Genomic DNA, 15,801 nt, shown 5'->3' with positions numbered 1-15,801 from the left:
CGGACGCATCCACGTTTCCAAGATCATCCGGATGGCCGAGTGTGGGATTGCAAGATCACCTCTACGTTCGTGCAGATGTACGGACGGGGGATTTGAACGGTGGCCAACGCGAATCCAGCACTGGCTCGGCTGCTCAAGGCAAGCATCGGGCAATGGCGTGACAGCCTGATCAACCTCTCGGGCACCAACCGGCTGCTGAACTTCCGGCTGAGTAAGTCGGGCGCGATCCGCATCCTCGATCCGGCCGGCGAAGAGATTCTGGCCGGGCTGCGAGCCGATCGCTATTTCCGTTTCCGGCCCACCGCTGAGCCCGATGAACACGGCGAGGCGCAGCTTGAGGTCGAGGGGAGCAACCGCTTACGCGTCGACGTACTCCAAAGCGACAAACCACCCACAGATCTCAGTTCCGCCCTGCGCAACCTCCTGCGCCGCTCCAACCAGGAATTCCTTGATCGTGGCCTGTGGATCCTCTACCTGGCGTTCGGCTCGCTCACCTGGACCGACGGCGACAAGGCGAAATACACCAGCCCGCTCCTGCTCATCCCGGTCCGCCTGGTTCCGACAGGTGTCCGGCAACTCCCGCTGATGCAGCGCGCCGACGAGGACCCGGTGGTCAACCCGGCACTGGCGCTGAAGCTCAGCCAGCTCATGGTCACCCTCCCGTCGGTGGACGACCTCGACGACATCGCCTACACCGACTTCCTGACCGCGACCCGCAAAGCCGTGTCCGAACACTCCGGTTGGCGGGTCAACGACGAGGTCACGCTCTCCTACTTCTCCTTCGCCAAAGAGGCGATGTACCGGGATCTCCTCGACAACGAGACCACCATCGCAGGGCATCCGGTGATTCAGGGACTCGTGGGCGGCGGCCGGGACGCCGGGGGTGGCAGCTTCCTCTTCGACGAGCTCACCGAGAACCGGATCGACGAGGAGATGCCCGCCGAACGGATCCCGCTGGTGCTCGACGCCGACTCCTCGCAGCGGTCGAGCGTCGCCGCCGCGCTCGACGGAAGATCGTTCGTCATGGACGGACCTCCGGGTACGGGCAAATCGCAGACGATCGCGAACATGATCGGAGCACTGCTGCACGCCGGGAAACGGGTGTTGTTCGTCTCCGAGAAGGCCGCCGCTCTGGAAGTGGTCCGCAACCGCCTGCACGACGTCGGACTCAGCGCCTACCTGCTCGAACTGCACTCCCACAAGGCCACTCGGAAAGAGGTCGCGGCCGCTCTCGGGCAGGGCTTGGAGACCGTACCCATCGCTCCGGGTGGAATGAGTGAGATCGACCGCGACAATGCCCGGCGCCGCCGCGAGGAGCTCAACGCCTACGCGGAGGCCATGAATGCCTTGCGGACGCCGCTCAACTACTCCCTGCATGACGTGCTCGGCCTGATCGCGCGATTGCACCACGTGCCCGCCGCGCCCATGAGTGGCATCGCGCCGGTCGATCTGACGGTCGAGAAGTTCGGCGCGGTACGCGCCACCGCCGCAGCGCTCGCCCGCGCCTGGCGTCCCGCCGTGCAGGGCCGCTCGTTCGCGTGGCGCGGTGTGGCACATCGAGGATCGCTGGACTCGCGCCTGTACGCGGCAGGATCGGCACTCGAAGCGCTGTCCGGCATCACCGCGCCGCACGCGCCCCTGGCCGCCGCGTTCGACGTCAGCCGGCTGTCGGACGCCGCGGACCTCACCCGCATCGTCTCCCACACCACTATCCGCCCGGCCATGGTGCCGGACTGGTGGCTGACCGCTGCCGAACTCGACGAGGTCACGGAGGGCGTGGAGCGGCTGACGGCGGATCTGCAGACGCTCGCCGACCGGCAACGTACCGCCGACCAGGCCGCCGGTGTGCCGTGGTCCGGGCTGCCGGCAACGGGCACGATTCCCGAGGTCGACACGTCCTCTCTGCAAGTCCTGCCAATCGCGTCGCTGCCGGTCCGGACGCTCACCGCGCAGCAGGCAACCGCCGTGGCCGACACATTCCACCGTGACGGCGAAATGTTGCAATCCGCCGGCCGTTCACTGAGCGGGCTTGCCGTCATGCTCGGCCTGCCGCCGGTCGTGTCGTTCGAGGACGCCGAGGCGACTTTCACCGTCGCCAACCTTGCCCTAGCCGGCGACCGTCCCGAACGGGCGTGGCTGTCCGCGGAAGGCCATGCCGCCGCATCACAGGCCGCACAGAAGCTGCAAGCGGCGATCCACAACCTGCGGCAGGCCGAAGACACCGCCGTCGCCCACTACACCGAAGGTTTGCTCGCCGCGGACGTCGAAAGCCTGTCGCACCGCTTCACGCACGATCACCGGGGTCTCAAGAAGCTGGGCGGCGCGTTCTGGGCCGACAAGCGCACCCTTGCCGAGTTCACCCGTGACGGCGTGCACCGCCATCAGGCTCGCGAGAAACTCCCGCAGGGCATCGCTTGGAAGCTGGCGACCGCCGAGCTCGCCGAAGCGGAAAGCCGGCACGCGGCGATCCTTGGCGGCTATTACCAGGGCCGCGACACCGACTTCGACCGTGTCGCTCGGGCCCTCGCGACCGCTGACACCGCGCTGCGGAGCGCTCGCACGACGGATCTGCGAACCCTCGCCGATCACATCGCCTGTGACGCGACGCCGAATCCGACAATCTTGTCGGTCGCCGTCGAGACCCGTACCCGGCTCCAGGAATGGCGTTCCCGGCTGGCGCCGGAGCCGTTGCTCGCGGCACGGCCGGAACTCGTCCTGCTGCCGATCGTCGACGCCGCCGCGTGGCTGCACAGCCATCAGGCCCCGCTTCGCGCGGCAGCCGTGCTGGCAGGCACCGTCAGCGACGCGGTGAGCCGAGACCTCACCGTCGAGCAGGCTCAGGATCTTCTTCGGCTCCGGGCGGCCGTCGACGCGGCGTACCTCGAGTTCGCCGAGCACGACGACGGCTACGTGGCGCTGTTCGGCACCCTCTACCAGGGAGAATGGACCGACCTGGCGGCGATCCACACGGCGCTGGACTGGGCCGCCGGCATGCGGGCGCTGACGCGGGGCGGGCGCTTGACGGCGGCTCAGACCGCGTCGCTGGAAGGCATCGCGTCGACACCGCAACTGGCGGCCGTCGAACGACGCTGGTCCGAGGCCCGTGCCGGTCTGACGGACGCCTTCGAGCCCGGCCGCCGGGCGGAACTCGCCGCCGAACTCGGTGACTACGAGGAAGCCGCCGACCTCATCGCGGCCCTGAGTGAGGACACGTCGGGCCAGCAGGAGTGGTTCGCGTACCAGGCCGCTCGCGCCGAGCTAGTCGCCGCCGGCCTCGAGACCGCTATCGACTTCTGCATCACCGAACGCGTCACCGCCGACAAGGTGCCACTGGTTCTCGAGCGTGCCCTGCTCCAGGAATGGGCTGACTACCACTTGGCCCACGATGAAGCGCTGCGCGTCGTCAGGGCCGAGGACCGGGACTCGCTGGTGGCCGAGTACCGAAACCTCGATCAGACTCTGGTCACCGACGCGACTTCCCGGATCATCAAATCCTGCAACCAGCGGCGTCCGCGTACCAGCGTCGGCGAATCGGGGATCATTCTTCGCGAGGCAGGCAAGAAGAAGAAACACATGCCGGTACGGCTGTTGCTGGACCGCACTCGTCACGTCACGCAGGCGATCAAACCGTGCTTCATGATGTCGCCGCTGGCCGTCAGCCAATATCTGCCACCGGACATGCGATTCGACGTCGTCATCTTCGACGAGGCCAGCCAGGTCGCGCCGGCGGACGCCATCAACTGCATCTACCGGGGCGACGCCCTCATCACGGCGGGCGACCAGAAGCAGCTGCCGCCGACCAGCTTCTTCAGCGCCGGCGCCGCCGACGAGGGTGACGAGTGGGATGAGGAAGCCGAGGACGGCGCCGACTTCGAGTCCGTGCTCGATCTCATGAAAGGCTCCGCGGCGTTCCGCTCGCTCACGCTGCGCTGGCACTACCGGTCCCGGCATGAGGCGCTCATCGCGTTCTCGAACTCGTCGTTCTACAAGGGCAAGCTCATCACCTTCCCCGGTGCCGAGGACGTCGGACCCGACGTGGGCGTCGAGCTGATCCCGGCACGCGGCGTCTACCGGCGTGGCTCGTCGCGCGACAACCCGATCGAGGCCGCCAAGGTCGCTGAGCGCGTGATCCACCACTTCACCACCCGGCCGCACCTCAGCCTCGGCGTGGTCAGCTTCTCCGAGTCGCAGGCCGCCGCCATCGAGCACGCCGTCGACCAGGCCCGGCAGGACCGGCCCGAGCTGGATCAGTACTTCACCGACGACCGGCTCGGCGGCTTCTTCGTCAAGAACCTCGAGTCGGTACAGGGCGACGAACGCGACGTCATGATCTTCTCGATCGGCTACGGACCGGACGAGGCCGGCAAGACGACGATGAATTTCGGGCCACTGAACCGGGCTGGTGGATGGCGACGGCTGAACGTCGCGATCACCCGTGCCCGCTTCCGCAACGAGATCGTCTCCAGCGTTCACGCCTCCGACATCGCCGCGACTGCCGGCAGTGAGGGCCTGCGCCACCTGCGCCGCTACTTGGACTACGCCGAGCGTGGCATCGCGGCACTGGCACTGGACACCAGCACAGGAGGTGACGCCGAGTCACCGTTCGAGGAATCGGTCATCTCCGTGATCCGGTCCTGGGGATACGACCTGACCCCTCAGGTCGGGGCGGCCGGATATCGGATCGACATGGGCATCCGCCATCCGGACAGGCCGGGCGTCTACGTGCTCGGGGTCGAGTGCGACGGTTTCCAATACCACTCGTCCAAGGTCGCCCGCGACCGCGATCGGCTGCGCGACCAGGTGCTGCGCGGCCTCGGGTGGCGGCTGCACCGGATCTGGGGCACCGCCTGGTATCGCAACCGGGCCGGTGAGGAGGAGCGCCTGCGTACCGCGATCGAGCGGGCGGTAGCCGCGCCGATCCGCGGCCTCCTGTCGGACACGGCGGACGTCGTCGAACGGCCGGCCGTCACTACCGAGAGCGCTGCGGTCGACCTGCAACCGGACTGGGTGACGCCCTATCGGATCGCAGCGGTGGATCCACTGCCGTACTGGGTGGACCCGGGGGAGCGCGGCAACTCGCACTCCATGAAGATCGGCGTCGCGGAGATCACCGCGGTCGAAGGTCCCGTGCACATCACCGTCATGCATCAGCGTCTTCGCGACAGCTGGGACATCGGCCGGATCGGCGCGCGCATCCGGGAGAACATCGACATCGCGATCCGCGAAGCCGGCCTCGACCGGGACGGTGATTTCGTCCGCCTGCCCGGCGTCGAGGTCACCGAGGTGCGCAGCCCGATCGACGTCTTTGCCCGCACCGTCGAGCAGGTCCACGACGATGAGCTCAAGCTTGCCCTCACCAATCTGGTGCGGGACACCGGCGGGGTGACCCGCGACGAGCTGAGCGCGTACGTGGCCAAGCTCTACGGCTGGACGCGGCGCGGCGCAGACATTTCACGCCGGCTGGAATGGCTCATCGATCGGCTCGTAACCACGGGCGTTCTGGCCGCGAATGGGCAAAGTTTGTCGCTGAGGTTCTGAGATGTGAGTTCCGGGCGTAGGCGCTCATGTGCCGGCGCTCGGAACGCATTTCTTGGCGCGTGTTCACCCTCGGCCACTACATCGGCGAGTCCGTCCGTCTCGGCTGTCTGGCATGGACGAACGGACGGTTCCGCGTGACCATCCCGAGAAGAGAAAGTTGATCACCGCAAACGGACTCGGGCGTCACGCCGGCACGATTGACGTGTGCCGGGGGAGAGGCGGAGATGCGAACCCGCACCACGGATCGGCTCGTTGGAATTGTGCGCCAGGCCCTGCAATCCGGGCCCGTAGCCCAAGGCGAACTGCTCCTCGCCGTCAACCAGGCCGGATTCCGTACCGATCTTTCCGGGTTATGGGATCTCTGTCATACACATGGCCTTGCCGACCTGAACGACGGCCGCTGGATACCTCGCGGATGGGCACCACCCTCGACCCCCTCCTCTCACGCTGAGCGGCCGCAGATCCCGGATCAGCTCACGGCACGCGAGTCGGCAACCCGTGAGAGCTGGCGGGCCGCGGCGGATGGGGCGATCAGAGCGCTCAGTGAAGAACTGAGCGCCGTGACCCGGCGGCGGACCGAGACGGATGTGCCGCTCGTAGGTGGCCGGGTCATGGGAACCGTCGCGGACCGGAAGCTCATGCGCTTCGAGGCTCAGAGCGACGTCGGTACGGCCGAGGGCACCTCCGGGTTGCTTGTCTTGCCCGAGATGCAGCTCAACGCGGAAGTCATCTCAGTGTTCGGCACGGTGGTGACTCTGGCGTTGCCGGCGGAGACGCCACCGGTGCGGGAAGCCCGGCTGCGGCTCGACCTCTCCTGGCTACTGAACCTGCAGAGCAAACGACTCCACCAGCTGAGAAACGGTGCCACCGGCTTCAACCCGGACGCCGCCCTTGCCGTGCTCTCCCGCGACTCCGCCCCGCCGATGCTGCCGCCGCTGCCGCCGCTCCAGAAGCACGAGGCCAGCATGCTCAGCCTCGCCCAACGCGATGCAGTGAAGCGCTGCCTCACGCCGGAGGTCACCTGGCTGTGGGGCCCGCCCGGTACGGGTAAAACGACGACCATCGGTGCTTTCGTCGACGTTCTCATCGAGCGTGGACAGAAGGTACTGCTCTCCGCTCCGACGAATGCCGCCGTCGACGTGCTGGTCGAGGCGGTCCTCAAGCGCCGCCCGGACCTCGCTACGGACGGCGGAACGCTGGTTCGGCTGGGGCAACCAGCTCGTGGCAATCGGGACGAGTGGCACGGTCAGAAGGTACTGGTCGACCAGATCGCGGCAAGCCGAGGCAGCCAGCTCGCGGCCGAGCGCAAGGACCTCGGCCGGGAGCTCGTGACGCTACGCCACGGTCTTGACCAGCTGCGACGGCAACGTGGTGTGTTGAGCGAAGAGGATTTAGCCGAACGGGATCGCCTCGACAGGGAGATCGCCAAGCGAGAGCCACGAGTCGCCGATCTTGACCGTCAGTTGCTCGAGCTGCGCCGGGAGATCTGTACGAAGGCTCAAGTGGTGGCGGCGACAGCACATCAAGTCATGCTGCAGACCCTTGAGGGGATCACGTTCGACGTGATCATCCTGGATGAGGCCAGCATGACGACCGCAGCCCTGGCCATGGTCGTGGCGGGGGCGGGTGCCGGGCACACGATCATCGCCGGTGATTTCCGGCAGCTGCCGCCAGTCGCCGTCGCGGATACGCCAGCGGCGCGTCAATGGCTGCATCAGAGCGCGTTCGAGAAATCCGGTATCGCGCGTGCCGTGCAGGAGGGCAGAAAGCCGGCACGGCTGGCAGCCCTGACCGAACAGCATCGTATGCGGCCGGCCATCGGTGAGGTCGTCAGCGCGGCGTTCTACCGGGAGAATCCACTGACACCCGGACCGGGGATCAAGACCCGCGCCCGTGACAGCAAGGCGTGGTGGACGACCGGCGACCTGGTCATGCTCGACACGTCGGGGCTCGCGGCTCGAACCGCACGCAAACAAGGAGGTAGTTCCCGGTACAACCTGATGCACGCCCAGCTGATCGGCGCGCTCATGGCCAGCGCCACGACACGGACGCGGAATCTGGCGGCGATCACCCCGTTCGCTGCCCAGGCTCGCCTGCTGGAGTCGCTTCTCGATGAGTTCGGCCAGCCTGCCTGGGACGCCTCCACCGTGCATCGCTTCCAGGGCGGCGAGCGGGACATCGTCGTGTACGACACCGTCGACACCGGGTACGGGGTCTCCAAGCTGCACCCCTGGTTCACCGATGACGATCCGGAAAGCGCCGGACCGCGACTGTTGAACGTGGCCGCGAGCCGGGCGAAGGACCACCTCGTCGTCGTTGGTGCGTTCCAGCAGTTGCACCGATCCGGCAGTTCAGCCGATCCGATGTGGCGGTTCTTCGCGCACCTGAAGGACCGGGCCGAGTCGTTGCCGTGGGAGGAGGTCGTCGAGGGCGCCGGTGAGGCGCTGGAACTGGTGCGGCCCGATGATGTGTTGTCGCGCCTGGAGGAGGACATCAGGGAGGCCGAGAGCCTGGAGATCTGGTTGGCGGCGGGCTCGTCGGCCGATCTGCCGAACCTGCTGCCGGCTTTGAGGTCCGTCGAAAGGGCAAGCGACGACGTCGAGCCGATCACCATCTGGGTGGAGCCGGACCGGGAGGGTTTCCTGCCGGTCGAGGCTCTGCACGTCCGGCGTGCCGGAGTGAACGTCAGGGCATGTACGCCGATCATCGAGTCGAGCGCTGTCATCGGTGACGTCGTCTGGTCAGCGAGCCGTTCGCTGCTCGACCCCAATCCAGGTGTGGTGCTGCGGACGGTGAACAAGCCTTTCGCGGACCTGGTCAACCGTACGCAGCGTCGGAAGAAGTCGGACGCGGCACCGGGCACCGGGCAGCGAGGTGAGGACTGCGGCCGGTGCCGGCGCCCGCTGGTGCGGCAGGAGATCCCACGCCGTGGCATCCCCATGGTTGTCTACGAGTGCCTCTCCTGCGACAGGCCGAGACGAGCTCGGTAAGACGGAGGGTGAAGACCTCCTGCGAATGCTTACGGAAGCACGGCCAGCGACTCGATGAACGACGTGTCCCAGCGGTCATCGGCGGACACCGGCGTCTCGCTACCAACCCCGTATCGGCCCCCGCCCGGCAGGACGAACTTATAACCGACCTGGCGAACGGTGCCGATCATCGTCTCGCAGTGCGGCCCGAGCTTGGCCCGCAGCCGCCGGACGTGCACGTCCACGGTCCGGGTGCCGCCGAAGTAGTCGTAACCCCAGACCTCACGCAGCAGCTGGTCGCGGCTGAACACACGACCGGGCTGCTGGGCGAGGAACTTCAGCAGCTCGAACTCCTTGTACGTCAGCACCAGGGACTCGCCGCGCAGCTTGGTCGTGTAGCTGTGCGGGTCGATGGTCAGCTCGCCCACGTGGATCAGGTCTTCGGCCGTGGCGTTCTCCGTGCTGTGCCGCTTCACCGCCATGCTCAGCCGTGCTGCGACCTCCGCCGGGCCGGCGGTGGTGAGGATGAAGTCGTCGATGGACCAGTCGGCGCTGACGGCGGCGAGGCCGGCTTCGCGGACGATTGCGATCAGTGGCACGTTCAGGCCGTTGGCGCGCAGCGCGCGGCAGGTCGCCCGGGCCTGGTTGAGCTGGCCGGAGGCGTCGGCCAGGACCGCTGCGATGCCCGGGTCCTTCGCCGCCTCGGTCCAGTTCTCCCACGGGGAGACCGCGACGGTGTACGGCAGCAGGTCCAGTGCGGGCAGCACCTCGAGGTTGTTGCCCGTGAGCAGGAGAAGATTCATGTCAGCCTTCCGCAACGCCGTCCGAGGATGGCAACGCTAAACGCGAACTGTTTCCGCTGGATATCGCGCGTGCTTCGGTCAGCCCCAACGCCGCAGATATTCACATGTATCACTTGACAGGGTTCTTGTTAGCGATAACATCTCGGTAACACAGCCGTAACATGGCGGGAGTCGAGAGATGATCAAACGTTGCCTGGCACTGATCATGCTGGTGGGTGCGGTCGCCATCCCGTCACCGGCCGCTGCCGCCACCAGCGGATTCCGGGGGATGAACTGGGCGGTGCTCGGCGACAACTTCAGCACCGGCCCGCTGGTCATCCAGGGGCTGAGCCAGTCCGACAGCAACGCGACGGTACGAGCCAAAGCCAACGCCGTCTACGACGACATGGCGACCATGGGAATCAACACCGTCCGGCTCCCGATCAACACCCACACCGTCGGCACCACCTGGTGGAACGCCTACCGCGGCGCGATCGACGCCGCCACCGCGCGCGGCTTCAAGGTCATCCTGGCGTACTGGGAGGACGGCGCCGCATCCGGCGGCCGCATCACCAACATCGCCGCCTGGAACACCATGTGGTCCAAGGTGACCTACACCTACGGCGCCAACACCAACGTCTACTTCGAGCCGATGAACGAACCGCACGGCTACACCTCGGCGGAATGGCGCAACGTCGCCGCGAACTGGCTCGGCTACCACTACTCGGCAGTGCCCGGCCGGACACTCATCGGCGGCACCGGATACAGCCAGGACCTGCGCGACATCTGCAACGACAGCCGCTTCAACGCCACGCTGCTGTCCTTCCACCACTACGCCTTCTTCTACAGCGCGATGACCTACGACGCCTTCCGCAGCCACATCCAGACCCGCCTCGGCAACTGTGCCTCCCGCGCCGTCGTCACCGAGTACGGCGCGCCGATGTCCACCGGCCTCGACTACGCCGACGCCGGCAGCACCGACAACTTCGTGCGCCACATCCGTGCCGTCACCCAGGTCATGCGCGACAACCAGATGGGCGGCACCTACTGGCCCGCGCTCGGCGGTAAACCCACCGGCACCTCCGGGTTCGACTACTACTCGATGTTCGCGCTCAGCGGCAGCGGCACCAACCTCGACCTGACCGTACGCAACACCTCAGGCCGCGACCGGGTCCGCTACGGCTGGGGCCTCTGACCGCTACCGCCTCACCCGGCGGGTCAGGATCTCCTCGGTCAGCGAGACCAGCGTCCCCTTCACGGAATCGCGCCGGCGGGCGTCGCACTCGACGATCGGCACGCCGGCGTCGATGCCCAGCGCGTCGCGGACCTCCTCCGCCTCGAAGCGCTGCCCGCCGTCGAACAGGTTCATGCCGACGATGAACGGGATGCCGGTCTCCTCGAAATACTCGATCGCCGGGAAGCAGTCCTCCACGCGCCGGGTGTCGACCAGCACGATCGCGCCCAGAGCGCCGTCGACCAGGTCGTCCCAGAGGAAAGCGAAACGGTCCTGGCCGGGCGTGCCGAACAGATAGAGCAATAACGTTTCATCGAGGGTGATGCGGCCGAAGTCGAGGGCCACCGTCGTGGTCGTCTTCTCCGACACCGCCGACGTATCGTCCACGCCGATCGAGCGTGAAGTCAGCGCCGCCTCGGTCACCAGCGGCTCGATCTCCGAAACAGCGCCGATGAACGTCGTCTTGCCCACCCCGAATCCACCGCTGATGACGATTTTGACGGCTATCGGGTTAGAGGGCGCGGACACGGTCACGGATCCTTTCGATCAGGTCTACGGAAAGCTCGTCGGGCTGGTGCTCGATACGCAGGTAACCGTCGGTCAGCAAGTCACCGACGATCACCCGCAGCACACCCAGCGGGACCAGCAGAGCGGCGGACAGGTCGGCCAGGGAACGCGGCTGCTGGCACAACTCCACGATCCGCCGGGATTCGAAACGCAATGGTGCTGAGAGAGCCGCCGGGGCAGCCCTCAACTGAGTCTCGACTCGCAGGCCGTCAAAGAAGGGCTCGGTTCGACCACCCGTGAGCATGAACGGACGTACCAGAGGGTCGCTCATCGTGGCAGGTGCTGACGGGACTCGGCGATCAGCGCCGGCGTCAGCAGCGAACCGAAGCGTTCGGCCAGCACCGAGATCTCATATCCGATCGCCCCCAGCGCACACTCACTGCCGGCCACCACCCCGAGCACACTGCCGCCCTCGATCTGCGACACGATCAGGTACCCGCGCCGCATCTCGATCATGATGATCTTCAGTCCGTCGAAGTCGTAGCGGCGTGACGCGCTGCGGGCCAGGCTCGCCATGCTCGACACGATCGCCGCGAGCTGGTCGGCTTCGGCGCGGTCGAGGCCGTCGGAACTCGCGATCAGCAGGCCGTCCGACGACACCGCCACCGCGTCACGCACGCCGTCGGTCTGCGCCACGAAACTGCCGAGCAGCCAATTGAACTGCTGAACATCGGTGCTCATGAATCCCCCCCCCGTGGTATCAAGACCCTGTTTCGGCCCGCCGCACACCCGCGTGGAATGCGGACAACCGGTCCCGCAACGCCTCCGGTGAATCGGCGATGACCGCGGATCGCGAACGGCCTTCCGTCGCCGGTTCCGGTCCCGCATTCGAAACACGATTCTTCTTCGTACGTCGGCGCAATCCGTTTTGAGTTCGTCCCGCATCTTCAAGCGGCGCCTCGCGGCCGAGGAGTTCGACGGTGGGCCGTTCCGGAACGACGACGAACTCGATGGTGTCCGACCGCAGAGGCGCGGAACGTGACGGCGCCGATGGAGCGGAGGTCGAACCCGAAGCAGCGGGAGAACCCGAAGCAGCGGGAGAACCCGAAGCAGCGGGAGAACCCGAAGCAGCGGGAGAAACCGGAGCCGACACCAACGGCGCGGCAGGGGCGATCAACGACGCCGGCAGCATCATCCGAGCCGTCGTCCCCGTCACCGGCGACGGCGCCAGCTGCACGTTCACCCCGATCTCAGCAGCCAGCCGGCCCACCACGTAATGCCCCAGGAACCGGGCGGGCGCCGTGATGAAGTCCCCTTCACCGCGCAGCCGCTGATTGGCCCGTTCCATCTCGTCCGGGCTCATCCCGATACCCGAGTCGATGATCGCGACGAGATACCCGTCCCCGATCATCCGCCCGTGCACCTCGACGTCCACGTCCGGCGGCGAGAACACCAGGCCGTTCTCGATCAGCTCGGCGAGCATGTGCACGACGGTGCCGACCACCGGACCGCTGACCAGTACGTCGTCGACCCGCCGCAGCGTCACCCGCCGATACTCCTCGACCTCACTGACAGCGGCCCGGATGATGTCGGCGATCGGCATCGGCTCGGTCCACTGCCGCGGATCGGCCGCGTCCACGAGAACGAGCAGGCTCTCCGCGTTACGGCGCATCCGCGTCGCCAGATGATCCAGCTCGAACAGGTTGGCCAGGCCGGTCGGGCTCGATTCCTCGCTCTCCAGCTTGGTGATGAACCCGAGCAGCCGCCGCAGCAGGTTCTGGTTGCGGTGCCCCAGGTTCGCCAGGGACTGCGAGGTCGCCAGCCGCAGCCGGGCCTGCGCGGTAGCCAGGGTGTACGCGGTGTTCTGCACCTGCTCGAACGCCTCCGCCACCTGCCGCACCTCGACACTGGCGTCCGGTGCCACCCGCACCGGCGGCGGACGGATGTCCAGTCCACCCTCGGTAGCCCGGTTCACGGCCTCGGGCAGTGTTTCAGCGCTGATCCGCCCGGCTTCGTCAGCGAGCGCCGCGAGGGGCCGGGCGAGACGGCGGGACGCGACGACGGCCAGAACGATGGCGCCGACGACGGACAAGGCCATGATCGCCACGAGCGCTGCCAGCCGTACCGTCGCCTGATCTTTGATCTTCGCGGCGTTGGACTGCGCGACCGCGCCCATGTCCCGGCCCGCCTGATGCAGAATGCCGAGCACCGCGCCCGACGCCTCCCAATAGGCGGCCGGACTGACCTTCAACGTGCGACCGTCGGCAGCGGCGAGAGCGGCATTCTCCGCGGCCACGACCTGCTTTCCGGCAGGGGTGCTCAAAACCTGATTCTGCGCTTGTACGGCGGCCGGATTGCCGTATTGGTTGAACGCCAGAATGGCCGTGTCCCGGGCCGACTTCGCCGACACGAACTGCACGAACTGTCCCTCACCGAACCGGCCGGCCGCGAACACGCCGTACAGCAGCATCCGTTCCTGAGCAGCGGATTCCTTCGCCACACTGAACATGCTCAGCGTCGCGTAGTTACGCCGCAGCTCGTTGTCGTCGACCCGATCCAGGCCGAACTCGATGTTGATGAGCCGGGCGATCGTCGCCGCGTAGAAGGCGACGTCGAGCGTGGCCCGCACCTCCGGAAGGTCGTCGAGCCCGGCCACCACCGCCGCGACCCGGTCCTCGACCTCACCGCCCCGCTCGATCAGGCTCTCCACGATCGCCCGGTGCGCATCGACGGATTCCCGTGCCGCGGCGAGCTCATCGGCGAACGACTTGGTGCCGCCGAGCACGGCGACCGCGAGACCACGCTCGGTCTGCAGGGCGTCGACCAGGTCGAGCACGGCCAGGTCGAGGGTGACGGCGCGGTCGGTCTGCGCGGCGGCCCGGTAGTCGTCGATCTCCCCGGCCGCGATGACACCGATCAGCGCGAAGATGACAGCGACCGGCAGCGCCAGGGTCCGCGCGATCCGGCCGCGGATCGTGCCACCGGTGCCGTGGCGGGTCGTCGTCCGCGCGAGCCGGATCCGGGTCGTGGTCCGCGCGGGCTGGACCCGGGTCGTGCTCCGCGCGAGCCGGACCCGGGGGAAACCGCCGCCGCGCCGGGGAGCGGGTGCCGCCTCGCCGGGGCCGTCGACACCGGAGTGCTTCGCGGGCACGCGGATCAGCTCCTCTTCAGACTGCCGATCGTGGACTTCCGTGCTCGTTCACACAAGCAGGCCCACGTCCACTCCAAGATCACCGGACGGTCCGGAAAGGATCACTCTCCGAAGCCGCCGGACCAGAATCTGCGCTCCAGCGGCCATGGTCAATACCCGGCCGCAAGAATTTACCGACGCTGCAATCGAGGCGCAGCCCCGCGCGTCCGGCCGCCGAGTTCTTACGAGACGATGACGTACGCCGCCGCGCCCGCCCATCCGGTTGTGCCCGGCAACAGCGACCGCGTTGACTGCATCGGGTGACCCGTATCCTCGCCGCCTTGACCGCCCTGGCCGTCGCCGTCGCCGCGCTGTATTGGTTCCAGCCCTGGAAGCTGTTCACCGACGCCACCGTCACCGAGCAGCTGACCGCCACACAGCCGGAGCCGTCGCAGTCGTCGGAACAGGCACCTCAGGGCCCCACCGTGCTCGCGCGCGGCGACTTCGTCACCCACGAACACGACACCACCGGCACCGCGACCCTCGTGCGCGACACCGACGGCAGCCACCGCCTCGAACTCGCCGGCCTCGCCACCAGCGACGGCCCCGACCTGCGCGTCTGGCTCACCGACCAGCCCGTGCTGCCCGGTGAGGACGGCTGGCACGTGTTCGACGACGGCGAATATCTGGAGGCGGGCCGGCTCAAAGGCAACCGCGGCGACCAGGTCTACCGGCTCGACCCCGGCGTCGACGTCAGCGACTACCGCAGCGTCACCATCTGGTGCGAACGCTTCTCGGTGTCCTTCGGCGCGGCCACCCTGCGGCGGTGAGAAGTGAGAACCGGCACGGACTACTACCACCATATGAGGATGTCGGCATAGATCGACCTGATGCCGAGGGTCTCCACAAGTGGTTGGCCCGATGGTGGTTCGAGGCTCAGTCCTCGGCATGGTCGGGCGTCATGTCGTACTCATCGACGTCCAGTGCCGCTCCGGTGGCCTGGAGAAAGTCGAGGACCTCCCGAGAGAGATGCCAGCCGAACAGGTTCGGGGCCTCCGTAGTCGCATCGCTGGGGTCATGCTGTTCGGCTCCCCGGTCGTTGAAGCAGCGCACGACTTCAAGAACGGCGCCGGACCTTCCGTTCTCGGTGTCCAAGCTGCGGGCCAATGCGGCGATCGCCGCGGTGTGCGGCGCGAGTCGTTCGATGATGCGGGCGACCTGTTCGTCAACGCGTAGCCCTGGTTCACGGCAGACGATCTTCCAGCAATGATCGGCCGGGATGGCGTTGGGCGCTGTGCGACGGCTGCCGCGGACGGTGATCTCATCGGGTTCGAGCCCGAGGACGGCTGCCATCTCGGCCGCCGAAGTGCTGCGACTGAACAGCGCGAAGTAGGCGTACTGGTTGACGTGCACCGGTGAAGGATAGGAGCCGTCCTGGTCCGCGGCGGCGCATCATTTGATCAAACCGGAAGTCCCCGGTCCGTGGACCGGACGTGGGCGTGGCCCAGCCAGAGCGCGATGACGCCGGGAGTCTCGGCGGATCGCCGCGGAAAGGTCGATTGTGGGTATCTGCGGCATCGGCGCGCTCCCGTCCAGACCGGCCGATGATCTCACCGGTCACGGTGGGCCCGGAACTGCCTT

General features: G+C 67.3%; 10 protein-coding genes. 4 read left to right on the top strand and 6 right to left on the bottom strand.

Features of this window, described 5'->3' with window-relative positions; all coding sequences use genetic code 11:
• Positions 1–99 precede the first annotated feature (99 nt).
• Both EP757_RS42445 and EP757_RS42440 read left to right on the top strand, forming a co-directional pair.
• Positions 100–5,538 (top strand): DUF3320 domain-containing protein, encoded by a 5,439-nt coding sequence (locus EP757_RS42445; protein ID WP_127553970.1) that lies wholly within the window; start codon positions 100–102, stop codon positions 5,536–5,538.
• Positions 5,539–5,762: 224 nt separating this feature from the next.
• Positions 5,763–8,528, top strand: coding sequence for a DEAD/DEAH box helicase (locus tag EP757_RS42440; RefSeq protein ID WP_127553969.1), 2,766 nt, complete (start codon positions 5,763–5,765; stop codon positions 8,526–8,528).
• A gap of 29 nt (positions 8,529–8,557) precedes the next feature.
• On the opposite strand, the gene EP757_RS42435 is transcribed toward EP757_RS42440, so the two are convergent.
• Complete coding sequence (locus EP757_RS42435) at positions 8,558–9,310, bottom strand: response regulator transcription factor (RefSeq protein ID WP_127553968.1); 753 nt, start codon at positions 9,308–9,310, stop codon at positions 8,558–8,560.
• Between the two features lie 178 nt (positions 9,311–9,488).
• Between EP757_RS42435 and EP757_RS42430 the strand changes: the two genes are divergently transcribed.
• On the top strand, positions 9,489–10,484 hold the full coding sequence (locus tag EP757_RS42430; RefSeq protein WP_232050290.1) for a glycoside hydrolase family 5 protein: 996 nt from the start codon (positions 9,489–9,491) through the stop codon (positions 10,482–10,484).
• A 3-nt stretch (positions 10,485–10,487) separates the two neighbouring features.
• Here EP757_RS42430 and EP757_RS42425 read toward each other — a convergent pair whose 3' ends face one another.
• From EP757_RS42425 to EP757_RS42410, 4 genes are read right to left on the bottom strand one after another with little or no spacing between them, the layout of a single operon-like run.
• On the bottom strand, positions 10,488–11,051 hold the full coding sequence (locus EP757_RS42425) for an ATP/GTP-binding protein (RefSeq protein WP_127553967.1): 564 nt from the start codon (positions 11,049–11,051) through the stop codon (positions 10,488–10,490).
• Positions 11,035–11,361 (bottom strand): DUF742 domain-containing protein, encoded by a 327-nt coding sequence (locus EP757_RS42420; RefSeq protein WP_127553966.1) that lies wholly within the window; start codon positions 11,359–11,361, stop codon positions 11,035–11,037. The genes EP757_RS42425 and EP757_RS42420 overlap by 17 nt, the downstream gene beginning before the upstream one ends.
• Positions 11,358–11,771: a roadblock/LC7 domain-containing protein gene (locus EP757_RS42415; protein ID WP_127553965.1), complete on the bottom strand. Its 414-nt coding sequence runs from the start codon at positions 11,769–11,771 to the stop codon at positions 11,358–11,360. The genes EP757_RS42420 and EP757_RS42415 overlap by 4 nt, the downstream gene beginning before the upstream one ends.
• Before the next feature lie 19 nt (positions 11,772–11,790).
• Entirely contained in the window at positions 11,791–14,181 is a 2,391-nt protein-coding gene (locus EP757_RS42410; protein WP_232050289.1) for a nitrate- and nitrite sensing domain-containing protein, read from the bottom strand.
• A gap of 299 nt (positions 14,182–14,480) precedes the next feature.
• Between EP757_RS42410 and EP757_RS42405 the strand changes: the two genes are divergently transcribed.
• Positions 14,481–14,990, top strand: a complete 510-nt coding sequence (locus EP757_RS42405; RefSeq protein WP_127553964.1) for a DM13 domain-containing protein — start codon at positions 14,481–14,483, stop codon at positions 14,988–14,990.
• A gap of 106 nt (positions 14,991–15,096) precedes the next feature.
• Here EP757_RS42405 and EP757_RS42400 read toward each other — a convergent pair whose 3' ends face one another.
• Positions 15,097–15,573, bottom strand: a complete 477-nt coding sequence (locus tag EP757_RS42400) for a DUF4279 domain-containing protein (protein WP_127553963.1) — start codon at positions 15,571–15,573, stop codon at positions 15,097–15,099.
• Positions 15,574–15,801: the final 228 nt, after the last annotated feature.

Source organism: Actinoplanes sp. OR16 (assembly GCF_004001265.1).
In the GTDB taxonomy this organism is placed as follows: domain Bacteria; phylum Actinomycetota; class Actinomycetes; order Mycobacteriales; family Micromonosporaceae; genus Actinoplanes.
The sequence above is the reverse complement of the archived record's forward strand: the minus strand, read 5'-3'. Positions and strand labels throughout refer to the sequence as shown.

Bases quoted from the DNA above. Each gene is read 5' to 3' on its own strand.
- EP757_RS42420 (WP_127553966.1), bottom strand. From the start codon at position 11,361: ATGAGCGACCCTCTGGTACGTCCGTTCATGCTCACGGGTGGTCGAACC.
- EP757_RS42435 (WP_127553968.1), bottom strand. From the start codon at position 9,310: ATGAATCTTCTCCTGCTCACGGGCAACAACCTCGAGGTGCTGCCCGCA.
- EP757_RS42440 (WP_127553969.1), top strand. From the start codon at position 5,763: ATGCGAACCCGCACCACGGATCGGCTCGTTGGAATTGTGCGCCAGGCC.
- EP757_RS42430 (WP_232050290.1), top strand. From the start codon at position 9,489: ATGATCAAACGTTGCCTGGCACTGATCATGCTGGTGGGTGCGGTCGCC.
- EP757_RS42415 (WP_127553965.1), bottom strand. From the start codon at position 11,771: ATGAGCACCGATGTTCAGCAGTTCAATTGGCTGCTCGGCAGTTTCGTG.